Origin of the sequence: Pseudomonas sp. MD330_10, from assembly GCF_042610415.1 — a bacterium.
In the GTDB taxonomy this organism is placed as follows: domain Bacteria; phylum Pseudomonadota; class Gammaproteobacteria; order Pseudomonadales; family Pseudomonadaceae; genus Aquipseudomonas; species Aquipseudomonas rhodesiae.
Genome location: NZ_JBHGZU010000002.1, coordinates 114,260 through 128,497 on the forward strand (window position 1 = coordinate 114,260; position 14,238 = coordinate 128,497).

General features: G+C 59.1%; 19 protein-coding genes. 17 read left to right on the top strand and 2 right to left on the bottom strand.

Annotation, left to right across the window (positions count from 1 at the left end):
- The first annotated feature begins 13 nt into the window (after window positions 1-13).
- The 7 genes from ACFZPT_RS03585 to ACFZPT_RS03615 are packed head-to-tail and all read left to right on the top strand — an operon-like array spanning window position 14 to window position 6,602.
- Entirely contained in the window at window positions 14-1,189 is a 1,176-nt protein-coding gene (locus tag ACFZPT_RS03585; RefSeq protein ID WP_379554960.1) for a phage tail sheath protein, read from the top strand.
- A gap of 57 nt (window positions 1,190-1,246) precedes the next feature.
- The gene (locus ACFZPT_RS03590) at window positions 1,247-1,762 is read left to right on the top strand and encodes a phage major tail tube protein (protein ID WP_379554961.1); all 516 of its coding nucleotides are present in this window, start codon (window positions 1,247-1,249) and stop codon (window positions 1,760-1,762) included.
- 51 nt (window positions 1,763-1,813) lie between these two features.
- The gene (locus tag ACFZPT_RS03595) at window positions 1,814-2,149 is read left to right on the top strand and encodes a phage tail assembly protein (RefSeq protein ID WP_379554962.1); all 336 of its coding nucleotides are present in this window, start codon (window positions 1,814-1,816) and stop codon (window positions 2,147-2,149) included.
- Window positions 2,150-2,157: 8 nt separating this feature from the next.
- Complete coding sequence (locus tag ACFZPT_RS03600) at window positions 2,158-2,277, top strand: GpE family phage tail protein (RefSeq protein ID WP_379554963.1); 120 nt, start codon at window positions 2,158-2,160, stop codon at window positions 2,275-2,277.
- Window positions 2,267-4,888, top strand: coding sequence for a phage tail tape measure protein (locus ACFZPT_RS03605; RefSeq protein WP_379554964.1), 2,622 nt, complete (start codon window positions 2,267-2,269; stop codon window positions 4,886-4,888). The genes ACFZPT_RS03600 and ACFZPT_RS03605 overlap by 11 nt, the downstream gene beginning before the upstream one ends.
- Before the next feature lie 5 nt (window positions 4,889-4,893).
- Entirely contained in the window at window positions 4,894-5,334 is a 441-nt protein-coding gene (locus tag ACFZPT_RS03610; RefSeq protein ID WP_029293881.1) for a phage tail protein, read from the top strand.
- The gene (locus ACFZPT_RS03615; RefSeq protein WP_379554965.1) at window positions 5,331-6,602 is read left to right on the top strand and encodes a phage late control D family protein; all 1,272 of its coding nucleotides are present in this window, start codon (window positions 5,331-5,333) and stop codon (window positions 6,600-6,602) included. Before ACFZPT_RS03610 ends, ACFZPT_RS03615 begins: the two co-directional genes overlap by 4 nt.
- 328 nt (window positions 6,603-6,930) lie before the next feature.
- On the opposite strand, the gene ACFZPT_RS03620 is transcribed toward ACFZPT_RS03615, so the two are convergent.
- Both ACFZPT_RS03620 and ACFZPT_RS03625 read right to left on the bottom strand, forming a co-directional pair.
- The gene (locus tag ACFZPT_RS03620; protein ID WP_379554966.1) at window positions 6,931-7,710 is read right to left on the bottom strand and encodes a zinc ribbon domain-containing protein; all 780 of its coding nucleotides are present in this window, start codon (window positions 7,708-7,710) and stop codon (window positions 6,931-6,933) included.
- Window positions 7,711-7,791: 81 nt separating this feature from the next.
- Window positions 7,792-8,214 (bottom strand): XRE family transcriptional regulator, encoded by a 423-nt coding sequence (locus ACFZPT_RS03625; RefSeq protein ID WP_256324280.1) that lies wholly within the window; start codon window positions 8,212-8,214, stop codon window positions 7,792-7,794.
- A 21-nt stretch (window positions 8,215-8,235) separates the two neighbouring features.
- On the opposite strand from ACFZPT_RS03625, the gene ACFZPT_RS03630 reads away from it, so the two are divergent.
- The 10 genes from ACFZPT_RS03630 (at window position 8,236) to ACFZPT_RS03675 (ending at window position 14,221) form a co-directional block, all read left to right on the top strand.
- Window positions 8,236-8,436, top strand: coding sequence for a DNA-binding protein (locus tag ACFZPT_RS03630; protein ID WP_017477234.1), 201 nt, complete (start codon window positions 8,236-8,238; stop codon window positions 8,434-8,436).
- A gap of 29 nt (window positions 8,437-8,465) precedes the next feature.
- Window positions 8,466-8,939 carry a YmfL family putative regulatory protein gene (locus tag ACFZPT_RS03635; protein ID WP_070994612.1) on the top strand — a complete coding sequence of 158 codons (474 nt, stop codon included), beginning with the start codon at window positions 8,466-8,468 and terminating at the stop codon, window positions 8,937-8,939.
- Window positions 8,936-9,238, top strand: a complete 303-nt coding sequence (locus ACFZPT_RS03640; RefSeq protein WP_071610006.1) for an ogr/Delta-like zinc finger family protein — start codon at window positions 8,936-8,938, stop codon at window positions 9,236-9,238. The genes ACFZPT_RS03635 and ACFZPT_RS03640 overlap by 4 nt, the downstream gene beginning before the upstream one ends.
- Entirely contained in the window at window positions 9,235-9,606 is a 372-nt protein-coding gene (locus ACFZPT_RS03645; RefSeq protein WP_379554967.1) for a hypothetical protein, read from the top strand. Before ACFZPT_RS03640 ends, ACFZPT_RS03645 begins: the two co-directional genes overlap by 4 nt.
- A 71-nt stretch (window positions 9,607-9,677) precedes the next feature.
- Complete coding sequence (locus ACFZPT_RS03650; protein ID WP_070994614.1) at window positions 9,678-9,920, top strand: hypothetical protein; 243 nt, start codon at window positions 9,678-9,680, stop codon at window positions 9,918-9,920.
- An 11-nt stretch (window positions 9,921-9,931) separates the two neighbouring features.
- Window positions 9,932-12,730: a toprim domain-containing protein gene (locus tag ACFZPT_RS03655; protein WP_379554968.1), complete on the top strand. Its 2,799-nt coding sequence runs from the start codon at window positions 9,932-9,934 to the stop codon at window positions 12,728-12,730.
- 62 nt (window positions 12,731-12,792) lie between these two features.
- On the top strand, window positions 12,793-13,104 hold the full coding sequence (locus tag ACFZPT_RS03660) for a hypothetical protein (protein WP_070994616.1): 312 nt from the start codon (window positions 12,793-12,795) through the stop codon (window positions 13,102-13,104).
- Window positions 13,105-13,162: 58 nt separating this feature from the next.
- The gene (locus ACFZPT_RS03665; protein WP_070994617.1) at window positions 13,163-13,426 is read left to right on the top strand and encodes a hypothetical protein; all 264 of its coding nucleotides are present in this window, start codon (window positions 13,163-13,165) and stop codon (window positions 13,424-13,426) included.
- 2 nt (window positions 13,427-13,428) lie between these two features.
- Complete coding sequence (locus ACFZPT_RS03670; protein ID WP_379554969.1) at window positions 13,429-14,025, top strand: hypothetical protein; 597 nt, start codon at window positions 13,429-13,431, stop codon at window positions 14,023-14,025.
- Window positions 14,003-14,221 carry a hypothetical protein gene (locus ACFZPT_RS03675; RefSeq protein ID WP_070994619.1) on the top strand — a complete coding sequence of 73 codons (219 nt, stop codon included), beginning with the start codon at window positions 14,003-14,005 and terminating at the stop codon, window positions 14,219-14,221. The genes ACFZPT_RS03670 and ACFZPT_RS03675 overlap by 23 nt, the downstream gene beginning before the upstream one ends.
- Window positions 14,222-14,238 lie beyond the last annotated feature (17 nt).

Genomic DNA, 14,238 nt, shown 5'->3' on the forward strand with positions numbered 1-14,238 from the left:
CAGGCAACCACCCATGGCCGGTTCAGACTATCTCCACGGCGTGCGGGTCATCGAACTCAACGACGGCACCCGCCCCATTCGCACCATCTCCACCGCAGTCATCGGCCTGGTTTGCACGGCTGAGGATGCAGACCCCCTGATGTTTCCGCTGGACACCCCAGTCCTGCTGACCAATGTGCAAAGCGCCATTGCCAAAGCCGGTGTCAAAGGCACCCTGGCGAGCAGCCTGCAAGCCATCGCCGACCAGACCAAGCCCTACACCATCGTGGTGCGGGTCAAGGAAGGCGCCGACGAAGCCGCCACCACCAGCGCCCTGATCGGCACCACCACCGCCGATGGCAAGTACACCGGCATGAAAGCCTTGCTCGCTGCCAAAGCCCGTGTGGGCATGACTCCGCGCATTCTCGGCGTGCCAGGCCTCGACAGCCAGCCGGTAGCCACTGCATTGGTATCGATTGCCAAGGACCTGCGCGCCTTCGCCTACGTCAGTGCTTGGGACTGCAAAACCAAGGAAGAGGTGGTCGCCTACCGCGAAAACTTCGGCGCCCGTGAGCTTATGGTGATCTGGCCGGAGTTCCAGCACTGGAGCACCGTCACCAATGCGACCGTCACCGCCTCGGCAGTGGCGCGCGCCCTGGGCCTGCGGGCCAAGATCGATCAGGAAACCGGCTGGCACAAGACCCTGTCCAACGTCGCCGTCAATGGCGTGACCGGCATCAGCGCCGACGTGTTCTGGGATCTGCAAAACCCGGCCACCGATGCCAACTACCTCAACAGCAACGAAGTCACCACGCTGATCAACGAGGGCGGCTTCCGCTTCTGGGGCAGCCGTACGTGCAGCGACGATCCGCTGTTCGCCTTCGAAAACTACACCCGTACCGCGCAGATCCTCGCCGACACCATGGCCGAGGCGCACATGTGGGCGGTCGACAAGCCCATGCACGCCTCCCTGGTGCGGGACATCATCGAAGGTATCAACGCCAAGTTCCGCGAGCTGATTGCCCAGGGCTACCTGATCGGCGGCAGTTGCTGGTACGCCGAAGACATCAACGACAAGGACACCCTCAAGGCCGGCAAGCTGACCCTGGACTACGACTACACCCCAGTGCCGCCCCTGGAAGACCTCACGCTTCGCCAGCGCATCACCGACCGTTACCTGATGCAGTTCGCCAGCCAGATCAACAGCTAAACCGGGCCTCCCCGCAAGGGGAGTTAACCCTGTGCCATACCCCCGGAGAACACCGCCATGGCCCTGCCCCACAAGCTCAAAAACCTCATGTTGTTCAACGACGCCAACATCTACCGTGGCTTGGTGAAGTCCGTCACCTTGCCCGCCCTCGGCCGCAAGATGGAAGCCTATCGCGGCGGCGGCATGAACGGCCCGGTCAAGGCAGACCTGGGCTTTTCCGATGACGGCATCCAGTTGGAATGGAAAACCGGCGGCCTCGATCTGATCAGCCTCAAACAGTTCGGCGCAGTCAACGCCTCGGGTGTGGCCCTGCGCTTTTCCGGCGCCTATGAGCAGGACGACACTGGCGAAGTCAGCGCCGTGGAAATCGTGGTGCGCGGCCGTCACGAAACCATCGAAATGGGTGACGCGCAGCCAGGCGAGGACACCGAGCATTCCATCACCACCACCTGCACCTACTACAAGCTGACAGTCGACAACGAAGAAATCATCGAAATCGACCTGCTCAACTTCATCGAGAATGTCGGTGGCAAGGACATGCTGGAGAAACAGCGCAAGGCCATCGGGGTCTGATCCCCGCCCTCGATCGACAACCCCACACGTTCATCACCAGGAGCTTTTCCAATGAAACCAGCAGCCACCGAACAACCCGACGTCCAGCCACTGGCCGACGAAAACACCGTCGTCCTCGACTCCCCGATCCGTCGCGGCGTCACCACCATCGACAGCATCACCTTGCGCAAACCCAGCTCGGGCGAGCTGCGCGGCGTGAGCCTGGTGGAACTGCTGCAAATGGACGTCGCCAGCCTGATCAAGGTCGTACCGCGCATCAGCAGCCCAACCCTCACCGCTATTGAGGTCTCCGGCATGGACCCGGCCGATCTGCTCGCCCTCAGCAGCAAGATCAGCGGTTTTTTGTTGCAGAAGTCGGCGAAGACGGATGCATCCCTCGTCGCGTAGAGGACGCCATGGCCGATCTGGCCGTGGTTTTTCACTGGGCACCGGCTGATATGGATCAGTTGCGCCTGCAAGACCTGATGGACTGGCGCGAGCGTGCCAGGGTGCGGAGCTCCACCGATGGCAAATGATCTGAAACTTCAGGTGCTGCTCAGTGCCATCGACAAAGCCACCCGCCCGCTGAAGCAAATCAACAACGGCAGCCTGGAGACCGCCCGCGCGCTCAAGGCTGCCCGCGACCGCCTGAAGGAACTCAACACCCAGCAGAAAGACGTCACCGCCTGGCGGTCGCAGCGTGCAGCTGTCGAGCAGACCAACGAGGCGTTGAATGCAGCGCAGGCCAAAGTCAAAGCCCTCAGCCAGCAGTTTGCCGCGACCGGCGTGCCGACCAGGGCAATGGCGAAGGATTTTCGAACGGCCGTGCGCGAGGCCCAGCGCCTGAAACAGCAGCACCAACAGCAGAGCGAGCAGCTCCAGGGGCTGCGCTCACGACTGTATGACGCGGGGATCAGCACCAAGAACCTGGGCACACACGAACGCCAGCTGCGCGAGCAAATCAGCGCCACCAACGCCAGCATCAGCGCGCAGGGTAAGCGGATGGCCGAGCTGACCGCCCAGCACAAGCGCGCAGCGACGGCCCGCAGTGCGTATGACAAGGGGCAGCAGTTCGCCGGCAGCGCGGCTGTCGCAGGTGGTGCCAGCCTGGGTGTGGCCTACGCGGCCAGCCGCCCAGTCATCGGCGTGGTCAAGGAATACGTCGACTTCGAAAGCGCCATGATGGGCGTCGCCAAACAGGTGGACGGCGCGCGGGACGACAACGGCAAACTCACCAGCACCTACTACGAATTTGCAGACGCGATCAAAGCGGCCAGCAACGAAATGCCCATCGCCACGACCGAATTTGCCGCCCTGGTCGAAGCCCAGGCCCGGGCCGGTATCCAGGGCAAAGAAAACCTCCTGACCATGGCAAAGGTTTCGGCGACCGCAGCCGTGGCCTTCGATTTGCCCGCCGAACAGGTCGGCGAAGACATGGGCCGGATCGCCGGTTTGTACAAAGTGCCGATCAAGAACATCGCCGAGCTGGGTGACGCACTCAACTACCTGGACGACAACACCCGCTCCAAGGGTGGCGACATCATCGAGACGTTGACTCGTATGAGCGACGTGGCCGACAAACTCGACTACCGCAAGGCAGCAGCGCTGGGGAGTACGTTCTTGTCCCTGGGCTCTGCGCCCGAGGTCGCCGCCAGCGCCTCCCGGGCAATGGTGCGTGAGCTGGCTATCGCCACCATGCAGGGCAAAAAGTTCCAAGAAGGCATGGCAATGGTCGGTCTCGACTCAAAAGCTGTGCAGACCGGCATGACCAAAGACGCCATGGGCACGATGATGGGCGTACTTGAACGCATCAAAAAGCTGTCTCCGGAGCAGCAAACTGAAGCATCCACACGGCTATTCGGTAAAGAGTTCGGCAAGGACGCAGGCAAGTTGGTCAACAACCTGGAAGAACTGCGGCGCCAACTCACACTGGTGAATGACGCTGCGGCCAACGGCTCCATGCAAAAAGAAATGGACATCCGCGCCGACGCTATCGAAGGTCGTTGGCAGGTGTTACAGAACAAGCTGTTCAACACCAAGAGCGGCGCAGGCGGAGCGGTACGGGCCACGATGGTCGATGTCATGGATGCAATCGGCGGTGTGCTGGACAAAGTCAATGGATGGGTCAAGGAAAACCCCGTCCTAACCGCATCCCTGTTGAAGATTGTCGCCAGCGTGGCTGTACTGTCCGCAGTGTTCGGCGGTCTCGCCCTAACGCTCGCGGGCATTCTCGGGCCGTTCCTGATGCTGCGTTTCGGCCTGGCAATGTTCGGTATCAAACTGCCAGGCATCATCGGGATCTTCAAAGTTTTTGGCACAGTCCTGCGCACGCTGGGCGGCATTCTGATAGGCCCACTTGTGACCGCCCTGCGCACCGTCGGCATCGCGCTATGGGGGCTTTCGGCCAACCCGATTGTCCTGGTCATCGCCGCCGTTGTCGCCGCCCTGGCCGCAGGCGCCTACCTGATCTACACCAACTGGGACGCGGTGAAGAACTACTTCGCCAGCGCCTGGACGGAGATCAAAGCAGGCTTCAGCGGTGGGATCGTCGGCATCATCAACACCCTGGCCAACTTCAGCCCCATCGGCCTGATTTACCAGGCCTTCGCCGGCGTGCTGAGTTACCTGGGCGTGGACTTGCCCAGCCGCTTTACCGAGTTCGGCAACATGATCGTCAATGGCCTGGTCAACGGGCTACTGGCCGGACTGGGCAGCGTCAAAACTGCCATCAGTTCAATCGGCGACGCCAGCATCGGTTGGTTCAAGGAAAAGCTCGGCATCCACAGCCCGTCGCGGGTGTTCGCCGAGTTGGGAGGGTTCACCATGGCGGGCCTTACCAAAGGTCTGGAGGGCGGACAGAAAGGCCCGCTCGACGCACTGAGTAGCATGGGCAAGCAACTCACAGCGGCCGGCACCCTGGCCCTGAGCGCCACCGCTCTGCCGGCGCTGGCCGTGGATGACCGCCCGCCCATCAGCAGTTCACCGGCAGCGACCACGTACGACAGCCATGACGTGTATCAAATCACCCTGCCAGCGTCGCCAAGCATGGACCTGCAAAACCTAGAAAAGAGCCTGCGCGCCATGCTCAACAAGATCGAAAACGAAAAAAAGGCGCGTCAGCGCAGCAAACTTTCTGACCGGGAATAATCACCATGATGTGTGCCCTCGGCATGTTCGTGTTCAGCCTCTCCACCGCCGCTTACCAGGAGCTGCAGCGCCAAACTGATTGGCGCCACGCCAGCAACAACCGCGTCGGCGCCGCTCCTGCGCGGCAGTTCGTTGGCCGTGGTGACGACTCCATCACCCTCCCCGGCATCATTTTCCCGGAGCTGGCCGGCAGTGCCCTCAGCCTGGACGCCCTGCGCCTGATGGCAAACACCGGCAAGGCCTGGCCCATGGTCGAAGGCAGTGGCCGGATCTACGGCCTGTGGGTGATCGAAAGTCTCAGCGAAACCAAAACCATTTTCTTCAGCAACGGCACGCCACGGCGCATTGAGTTCACCCTGAGCCTTAAACGCACCGACGATGACCGTATCGATCTGCTCGGCGCTGCCACCAACATCGGTGTCAACATCCTGCGGGGGCTGCTGTGATCGAGGCCGCTCTGTCCAAGGTCACCGGCTACCTCAAGGAGACCGCACAGCGCTTCATCCGCGACGCGGCCTACCCGGTGCCGGCGTTCCGTCTGTCCGTGGACGGCCTCGATATCGCCCAGAAGATCAGCCCGCGGCTGATGAGCATGGAGCTGACCGACAACCGCGGCGTCGAGGCCGATCAACTCACGATCACCCTCAGCGACCACGACGGCCTGCTGACCATCCCGCCCAAAGGCGCAGTGTTGCGGCTGTGGCTGGGTTGGAGTGACACAGGCCTGGTAGACAAAGGCACCTACACCGTCGACGAAACCGAACACAGCGGCGCGCCGGACGTCCTGAGCATCCGCGCCCGCTCGGCGGACCTGCGCAAGGGCCTGAAGACCAAACGCGAACGCAGCTGGAGCAACACCACCCTCGGCGAGGTCCTGGGCGATATCGCCATGGGCAACAACCTCACCGCCACCATTGCCGGCACCCTGGACGGGTTGCCCATCCTGCAGCTCGACCAGGCCAACGAGTCCGACGCCAACCTGATCAGCCGCCTGGGCGAAGAATTCGACGCGGTAGCCAGCGTCAAAGCCGGCTGCCTGCTATGCCTGCCGGCCGGTGGCGGCAAGACCGCCAGCGGCCTGGATCTGCCACACATCACCCTGACCCGCATCGACGGTGACCAGCATCGCTACCTGCAAGCCGACCGCGACAGCTACGACGGCGTGCGCGCCTATTACTACGACGTCAACAGTGCAAAGAAACAGGAAGCCATTGCCGGCGGCGGCGACAACCTCAAAGACCTGCGCCACACCTACAGCGACCAACAATCAGCCCTGCGTGCTGCCCGTGCCGAATTCCGGCGCCTACAACGCGGCAGCGCCACCCTCAGCTATACCCTCGCCATGGGCCGGCCGGACCTGATTCCCGAATTGACCTACACGCTCCAGGGCGTGAAGGCGGAAATCGACGAGATCATCTGGTACGGCGGGAATGTGCAACACAGCCTCACTGCTGACGGAGGCTATACCGTGAGCCTGGAGCTGGAGAGCAAGTTGCCCGAGGACAATGTGGAGGATCTGGCAGAGGACAACGCAGGGGATTACACGGGGATCATTGCGTACTACCGGGATGAAAAAAGCGGTAAGGAGAAGACGATAACGGCGGGCGATCAGGCAAAGCCGAGACGCTTAAGGTGGTTGTATGCCAGTGAGAAGACGGCCAAGCGGGCTGTGGATCGGGAGTGGAAAAAGGCACAAGCCGACAAGTTGGCTTAAACCCCGGCACTCGGCCGGGGTCCGTGGGCACTATTCAGGAGCTTGCAAGAACACTTCCAAAAGTCGCATCACATCATTTTGCCGCTGGACACTTATGGCCCGAAACAGCGCCAACAACATGACTTCTTGCTCACTCAGGCAGTCCGAATTTACGACTGACGACTGATTGTTCGAGACGCTATTGTTCCCCATCATGCGATTACTCCTTTCACATGCAACGGGAGCCCGGTGCCAACACGGCACCGTTAAGGTCTCCCGGAGAACAACGGATGTTCATCACAAAGTTGGTGTGTCATCAGCCCACGATCAAAAAAACTGTGAACCTCTGTTACAGCTCGGACTTGTGGGGTTGCAACGTCATGTACATACCGTTCTCGCCCCACCCTTGCAAATTGCCCTTCGCGTCGACAACGTAGTACTCGCCAAAGTCTTGCTCAGGATCTTCCAGACGCAATCCGCCATCAGGGAGCTTTTTGGCGGTGAAGGTCTCTGTGTTTTTGCCACCGCTGGGGAACACAGAGTCAATGAAGTACTTACCATCCCGCTTGTACAACACCATCACATGGCCCAGCGCCCCATCCTGCAACCAACTACCAATCATGTCCGGGTAGGCCTTGAGGTCCATCGTTTTCAGGGTTTGGTAGTCCTGAGCGCTAGTACCGATGAGAGACGCTCTGTAGTCAGGATCGAAACTAGCGTTGGCCCAATATGCTTTGTCGATCTGCCCTTCCACCCGGAATCCGATGAAGGTTTTTTCGGCCTTAACATTGGTATCAGCGCGAACAGCTTTGGCTACTTCGGCAAGCTCTGCGTCACTCAGACGCTGGGGCAGCATGACCTCAACTTTTCGAGGCCTGCCCTCTCGATAATCGTCTTTGGTAATTGAGTAAGACGGCAAAGCAGCGCTTTGTGCAGCCTTCTCAACGGCTTTTTCCTTGCCGCCACCCGAACACATTGAAAATGTCACAGCGATGATGACCAGGAGAATCACAAGTCCGAACACCTGCTGCCCTGCCGTAACACCAGGGTTTTTAACGCCACAGCTTGGGCAGATTTTTGCCGTGGTATCCACGGTGTGCTTACAAGACTTACAAGGCTTCAGCGCCATTTAAATAGCTCCTTTCTATTACACGAAAAAAACCGACCCTCTTGGTCGGCATGTTATTTCCTGTCTCCAACTGCACCTTGCTTAGTTGTGCCCGTTCGCCCCCTCCAAACTGGCTGCACCCGCAAATGCCGATGCGGTACGTAATAGGACATTACGGTCTGCTTCAGCCATTTGCCGAAGATGCCCCAATACCGCCACCTCGACATCGCTGAGGTTGTTGAGATCTGTGTCAACCCGAGAACCGGTCAGCACGTAATGCACATCAACTCCAAGCTCTTGGAGCCCAGAGAGATAGCGTACATCGGGGGAACTGGTCTCAAGTTCATAGGCCTTTTGAGTCCCACGACTCACCCCTGCGGAAACACCAAAGTCGGTCTGATTTTTACCCAGCCGCTCGCGTTCCTCTCTCAGGCGCTCGCCTACCCCTAAAGAAATGAGCATTTTTTTGATCAAAATAAGTTGACTTGAGCAGAAATCTGACCAAGAATCCTTGTCGTCGAACACGATTAAACACGGACGAACACTATGCATGCCCTACAGACCCCCGAGCAAGCCCGCGCGGTTCTTGATCGCGAGGGTAAAAGCATTGCCGAATTTAGCCGCCAGCATGGGTTGAACAAAAATCTGGTCAGCGACCTGCTGAACGGCCGTAAGAAGGGCCGTCGTGGGGAAGCACATCGAGCAGCTGTGCTGCTCGGTATCAAAGACGGCCAGATCACAAACTAGGGCCTCTGGCTCCAAGGGGAAACCAGAAAATGAAACGCCCAGTTCTAGCGACCAAGCGGCAAGTCATGAGCGCTGTCATCAACGACTACAAAGGTGGCCGTGAATGCGCTTCGGCGCGCCTCGGTTACGAACTCAAAAAGTTCGATAACCACATCTACGAAAACGCCGGCAGCCGGCCTTTGAGTGATGAGCAGATCCACATGCTGGAGCAGGACGCCGGCACTACACATCTGCCTGAATACATTGCAGCCATGTACGGAGGCATGTTTGTGCCCCTGGCCAAACCTGAAACGCTCGACAACGTCGACCTATACAGCCGGTCAGTAAACGCTGCCGCCAAGCGCGGTGTAGTCGACCAGATCATCGCCAAGGCATTGGACGACGGGGTCATTGAGCAGGACGAGGCTGAGGCCATTCTGAGCGCTCATAGCCAATACCAGGCGGCGCGCCACTCCGAGGTTCTGGCAACGATCATGCTGCACGGCCGGGGGCAAAAGCATTGAGCACTTACAAGCTGGTTTGCCCTGCCTGCTACGGCCCGCTGCGCATTCGGACGTCTGAGGGGCAGACGCCATGTTTCCGCTCTTTGTACTACCAGTGCATGAACGTCGTGTGCGGGGCAACGTTTACCGGTAGCCAAACCATAGATTTTCAGCTCAGTCCGTCGGGTGTTGAGCGACCGCTGACCATAGTCCCAATCGCCCCATATGTGGCGCGCCAAAAGGCGATACGCGACAGCCGTGCCGATACCAACCAACCCGATTTGCTGGACCAACTGGACGTGGAGACTGCATCCGTATGAACGCCATCAACTTGACCGCCAACCCCACCAGCGACTACCGCGTAGCGATACAGCAAGCGGCCGTGGCCTATCTGTACCGCCACCGTTCCCAACACCTGGCCGGTGACACCCAACTGCTGGATAACTGCGCCCGATACCTGACGCTGTCATTGGAAGTACCGCCACACCTGGTGCAACGCATTGCTGAATTGGCCGTGGCCGAGTTCGAAAGCATGACGTGCAACCGCATTGCCTGGCTCGGGATCTACCCCAACAGCGGCCCATACCGCCCGGTTATCTGGCTACTGGACACCTGCACCCAACAGCGACGCCCTGTGTCAGCACGATTGCTTCCCACGCATCTGCTGAATCACAACCTCCCGCACTAAACCCCAACCTCCCCCTCCTGTATGCCCGCACCGCGTGGGTAAGGGGAAACTGCAACTTACTGGTGGCCGAAATGAGCAAAATCACCATAAAACTGGAGCTGGACGAACAGCAGGCGCAGCACTACCTGCTGTGGCTGACCAGTCAGTACGAAGTCACCATGGCTGATATTTGGTACTCCGACCGCTACCGGAATGTGCCAAGCGGCCAGCGGGCGCCGAAGGTGCTTGAGGACTTGCCTTACCTGGCCGGCATCTGCAAGACACGCACCGAGCTGAAAAAGCAGCTCGTCCCCGCCACGGGGAACGCGCAGTGAATCGCAAGCCCATGGAACACCAGATCCGCGCTGATGTTATTCAACGCCTGGAATCTGACTACGGCCTTCAGCACATGAAGGGCACGCATTACATGCGCAAGGGCACTTGTCCGCAGTGCAACCAGAAACGCCTGTTTTCTCGCCATGACGAACCTTGGTTCATTCGCTGTGGCCGTGAACAAAACTGTAAGTACATGGCTCCGACAAAAGAGCTGTACCCCGACCTGTTTGACGACTGGAGCAAACGCGCACCTGCCTCCCGTGACGAGCCAGCCGCCAGTGCCAAGGCGTATCTATCGTTTGCGCGGGGCTTTCGCACTGAACTGGTTGAGGGTTGGTATACCCAGGAAAGCTACTTTGATCGGGAGCTAGAAATCGGCTCTGCCACCGTCCGCTTTCCCCTAGAACACGGCGGGTACTGGGAACGCCTGATTGACCAGCCTTCGCGCTTTGGCAAGAAAAAGGCCCGCTTCCAGCCCCTCAAGAGCTACAAGGGGCACTGGTGGTGCCCTCCCTGCCTGGATCTGCTTGAAGTCAATGAGTTGTGGATCGTTGAAGGCATCTTCGACGCCATCGCGCTCATTCACAACGGCCTATCTGCAGTTGCAGCCTTGTCTTCAAATGCCTTTCCAGAGGAGTCACTGAAGACGCTGATCACCGCTCGCGGCGGCAAAACACCTAAGTTGATCTGGGCTCTGGACAACGAGCCGGGTGCTCATAAGTACACACGAACTTGGGTGAAACGTGCCCGCGAACTCGGTTTCACCTGCGAAGCCGCACAGGTTCCGCAACCGGACGCCCGCAAAGTTGACTGGAACGACTTGCACCAGCGCTGGGCGTTTATGGACGACGACGAAGCGCGTGCCCATCGCATCGACAAAGATTTGGCAGAAGCCAAGCACCACGGTGCCCTGCTGATTGCAGAGAGCGCCAGTGACAAGGCCCTGCTCATGTACCAATGGCGCGAGCGGGAAGAATTTCACTTCTGTTTCGACTCCCGGCTGTACTGGTGGAAGTTGGACATCTCCAAGTTCAACAGCGCCAAACAGGCACTGGAAGGTAGCGACAAGCAGGAAGACCAAATCCTGAACGATAAGGCCATCAGAGAGAAAGCCCTGCGCATGTCCGGCTGTGTCGTCGAGATCGCCAACTGCTACCCCAGAGCCCTCTATTTCCAGCGCAACGAGATTACCGACGAGTCCTGGTACTTCTTCCGTGTCGACTTTCCCCACGACGGCGGCTCAGTGAAAAACACCTTTACCGGCGGCCAGGTCGCCGCCGCCAGCGAATTCAAAAAAAGACTTCTCGGCATGGGTGCCGGAGCCGTGTTCACCGGCAGTGGACAGCAGTTGGACAAACTTATGAAAGACCAGCTTTTTGGGATCAAAACCGTTCAGACCATCGACTACGTGGGCTACAGCAAGGAATACCACTGCTACGTGTTTAACGACGTCGCCATCCGCGAAGGCCAGGTCATCAATATCAACGAAGAAGAATTCTTCGAAATGGGCAAGCTCAAGCTCAAAACCCTGCAAAAGGGGGTCAAGATCGATCTGGAGAAAGACAGCAAAAAATACGATCCGCAGTGGCTTGCCCTTCTCTGGCAGTGCTTCGGCGCCCAGGGCGTCGTGGCGCTGACCTTCTGGTTTGGCTCCCTGTTCGCCGAGCAGATCCGTGGCCGGTACCAGTCGTTTCCGTTCCTTGAAGCCACGGGCGAGGCCGGCGCCGGCAAGACCACTTTGCTCACACTGCTCTGGAAACTCGCGGGCCGTGATGGTTACGAAGGGTTCGACCCCTCCAAATCCACCAAGGCCGGCCGCAGCCGCTTGATGGGCCAGGTATCCGGCATGCCCATCGTGTTGCTGGAGTCAGACCGCAGCGGCGACGATAAGGCCCACGCTAAAACCTTCGAATGGGACGAACTCAAGGACTACTTCGGCGGCGGCACCCTGGCAACCAAGGGCGTTAAAACCGCTGGTAACGAAACCTACGAACCTCCGTTTCGCGGCACCATTGCCATCAGCCAGAACGCCCCAGTGGTGGCTTCTGAGGCGATCATGACCCGGATCGTCAAACTGCACTTTGTGCGACCGAACGTGACGCCTGAAAGCCGTGCGGCGGCGGATCGGCTCAATGCGCTGGACGGTTCGACACTCAGCAACTTTGTTTTGCAGGCCGTGCGCAAAGAGCTGGAGGTAATGGAGCTTTTCGGCCAGCGGATACCGGGCTATGAGGCAAAGCTGCGCAACCTGCACTCCCATTGCTTCGCTTGTGATACCCGATTCAAGGACGAACACAGCGACTGTAACCACTGCGGCAACAAGCTACGTGGCTACATTCGCGTGGAGCGGATCAACAAGAACCACGCCCAGATGCTCGCGCTGCTCGACTGCCTGCGCATGGTGGTGCCGCTCACTGACGCACAGGTCGAGCACACCCGCTCGCAGATCATCCGCATGGCGATAGAGCGTCAGGCCTCGATCAGCTCTGACCATCCGGTGGTGGCTGAATTCTGGGAGGTTTACGAGTACCTGGAAGGCCTCGACGCCGAAGGCCCGGTGGTCAACCACAGCAAAAAAGACCACGTCATCGCCATCAACCTCAACGACTTCGTGAAATGTGCGGCAGAGAACCGGCAAAAAATCGCCGACGTCGGTGAGCTGCGCGAACGCCTGAAGGACTCCCGCTCCCACAAGCTATTGGACGTAAACAAGGCGACCGACAGCGCTGTACGCGCTTACCACGCCACCAAAACCAACGCCGTCGTCACGAAACAACCCATTGTGAAGTGCTGGCACTTCCAGGCCTGACACACCACCGGTTTTACCCGTCAGGCGCTGCAACGTCTGCTACCACCCAAAGGAGAAGCACCATGCACGTACAAGTCATCACAGGGGAAGGCAAAGAGGGGGAAACCAACCGCCTCCGGCACCTGAAAGAGCTGAAGGACTGGTTTAAAGAATCGGGAAAAATTGTTCACGCCGAAGCCTACGACCCAGCCGGCCTAGTCGCGATCCTGGATGTTCGTGCGGTAAGCGATAAAGAGATCCTGGTGCTGGAGTGCAGCCGGGATCAGATCCAGGCAGTTCTGGAGTGGCAATCCGAGACAGATGAAGTTGTCGAGCTTGAAAACCTGCTGGTGCACCTGGTGCGCAAGCAAAACCCAATCGGCGAAAGCCAGTAAGAAGGTGGTGCCGAGGGGCTGCAACCCCCCGACACCGACCACCCAAAGGAGAAGCACCATGCAAGTGAATCAACCCAAAGGCGGCACCGTAGAGGCTACCACAACCGTGCTGGCTGTCGGCGACAAGGTCAGCTACACGGCACTTAGAGCCCAGGGCACGGGCTACAGGCTCAGTGCCCGAAAGGGCGTGATAGTCGAGATCAATGGTCTCCTCGCAGTAGTTCGGATAGGCAACGGCCACCGCACCACTCTGCCGCTGACCAAGCTCACTCCGGAAGGTCAGCCCAACGAACTGACCCGCATGCTTATGGGAGGACAGTGATCATGGCCGACTTTTTCTACAGGTCCCACGAGCCAGCAACCGTCGCCATTGTTCGGAGCTTTTACGTCCAGAAAGACGCTTTCAACGCTCTATTGATGGCTCTGGGTGTGCACTTCGGCGGCAAAGTCGCACCAATGCGGGACCTCACTTCCCACTTTGCTGGTGGAGTGAAACTTACAGGCGGTACTGAGCTGGACGTGCACTGGTGCCGCCCTGATGACCATGGCTACCGCTCACTGCGCACCGCTGCCAAGCCTGGCAAGGGCTTATCCAAGGAAGATCGAGCAGCAATTCGGTCTGAGCACGAGCGCCTCATTGGTTTGTGGAAAGAGCACTGCCCACAACGCCTCAGCACCCACAAATATTGGGGGCTGTTGGGAGTGAACACGGGCAGCGTCCTGATGAGCGGCGGAATCAAGTTTGAACTCGACGGCACCGCCTATTTCCACCTGGGCTTTCAAATCAATGAAGCGGAACACCTGGCCGCCATCGCAGCAAGCAAGCCAACGAACGGCTGGATCGTCGGCGCGGTTGAGATTCTGGCCAGCGAGTACGAAGCCGCCCGGGAGGCAAGAAATGCCCAAACAGCCAAGCCCTGAACGCGAACGCCCAACCATGGCAAGCCACCGGCTTGACCTGCCCAGCCGCTGCGACATTTGCGGCAAGGCGCGCTCCACCCGCAAGCACCAAGCCTGTAGCCGCATCCGCCAGCAGAGCAAAACGGCGGAATGGGCTGCCTTCATGGCCGAGCGTGAAGCGGCCAAACAAAACAAACCGCGTCGATACGCGCACTGATACCCAACACAGACGGC

What these genes read in the sequence shown, in the direction of transcription:
- ACFZPT_RS03600 (WP_379554963.1), top strand. Translation starts at nt 2,158, where the DNA reads ATGGCCGATCTGGCCGTGGTTTTTCACTGGGCACCGGCTGATATGGAT.
- ACFZPT_RS03590 (WP_379554961.1), top strand. Translation starts at nt 1,247, where the DNA reads ATGGCCCTGCCCCACAAGCTCAAAAACCTCATGTTGTTCAACGACGCC.
- ACFZPT_RS03610 (WP_029293881.1), top strand. Translation starts at nt 4,894, where the DNA reads ATGATGTGTGCCCTCGGCATGTTCGTGTTCAGCCTCTCCACCGCCGCT.
- ACFZPT_RS03630 (WP_017477234.1), top strand. Translation starts at nt 8,236, where the DNA reads ATGCATGCCCTACAGACCCCCGAGCAAGCCCGCGCGGTTCTTGATCGC.
- ACFZPT_RS03655 (WP_379554968.1), top strand. Translation starts at nt 9,932, where the DNA reads ATGGAACACCAGATCCGCGCTGATGTTATTCAACGCCTGGAATCTGAC.
- ACFZPT_RS03650 (WP_070994614.1), top strand. Translation starts at nt 9,678, where the DNA reads ATGAGCAAAATCACCATAAAACTGGAGCTGGACGAACAGCAGGCGCAG.
- ACFZPT_RS03665 (WP_070994617.1), top strand. Translation starts at nt 13,163, where the DNA reads ATGCAAGTGAATCAACCCAAAGGCGGCACCGTAGAGGCTACCACAACC.
- ACFZPT_RS03670 (WP_379554969.1), top strand. Translation starts at nt 13,429, where the DNA reads ATGGCCGACTTTTTCTACAGGTCCCACGAGCCAGCAACCGTCGCCATT.
- ACFZPT_RS03660 (WP_070994616.1), top strand. Translation starts at nt 12,793, where the DNA reads ATGCACGTACAAGTCATCACAGGGGAAGGCAAAGAGGGGGAAACCAAC.
- ACFZPT_RS03675 (WP_070994619.1), top strand. Translation starts at nt 14,003, where the DNA reads ATGCCCAAACAGCCAAGCCCTGAACGCGAACGCCCAACCATGGCAAGC.
- ACFZPT_RS03585 (WP_379554960.1), top strand. Translation starts at nt 14, where the DNA reads ATGGCCGGTTCAGACTATCTCCACGGCGTGCGGGTCATCGAACTCAAC.
- ACFZPT_RS03595 (WP_379554962.1), top strand. Translation starts at nt 1,814, where the DNA reads ATGAAACCAGCAGCCACCGAACAACCCGACGTCCAGCCACTGGCCGAC.
- ACFZPT_RS03645 (WP_379554967.1), top strand. Translation starts at nt 9,235, where the DNA reads ATGAACGCCATCAACTTGACCGCCAACCCCACCAGCGACTACCGCGTA.
- ACFZPT_RS03620 (WP_379554966.1), bottom strand. Translation starts at nt 7,710, where the DNA reads ATGGCGCTGAAGCCTTGTAAGTCTTGTAAGCACACCGTGGATACCACG.
- ACFZPT_RS03635 (WP_070994612.1), top strand. Translation starts at nt 8,466, where the DNA reads ATGAAACGCCCAGTTCTAGCGACCAAGCGGCAAGTCATGAGCGCTGTC.
- ACFZPT_RS03605 (WP_379554964.1), top strand. Translation starts at nt 2,267, where the DNA reads ATGGCAAATGATCTGAAACTTCAGGTGCTGCTCAGTGCCATCGACAAA.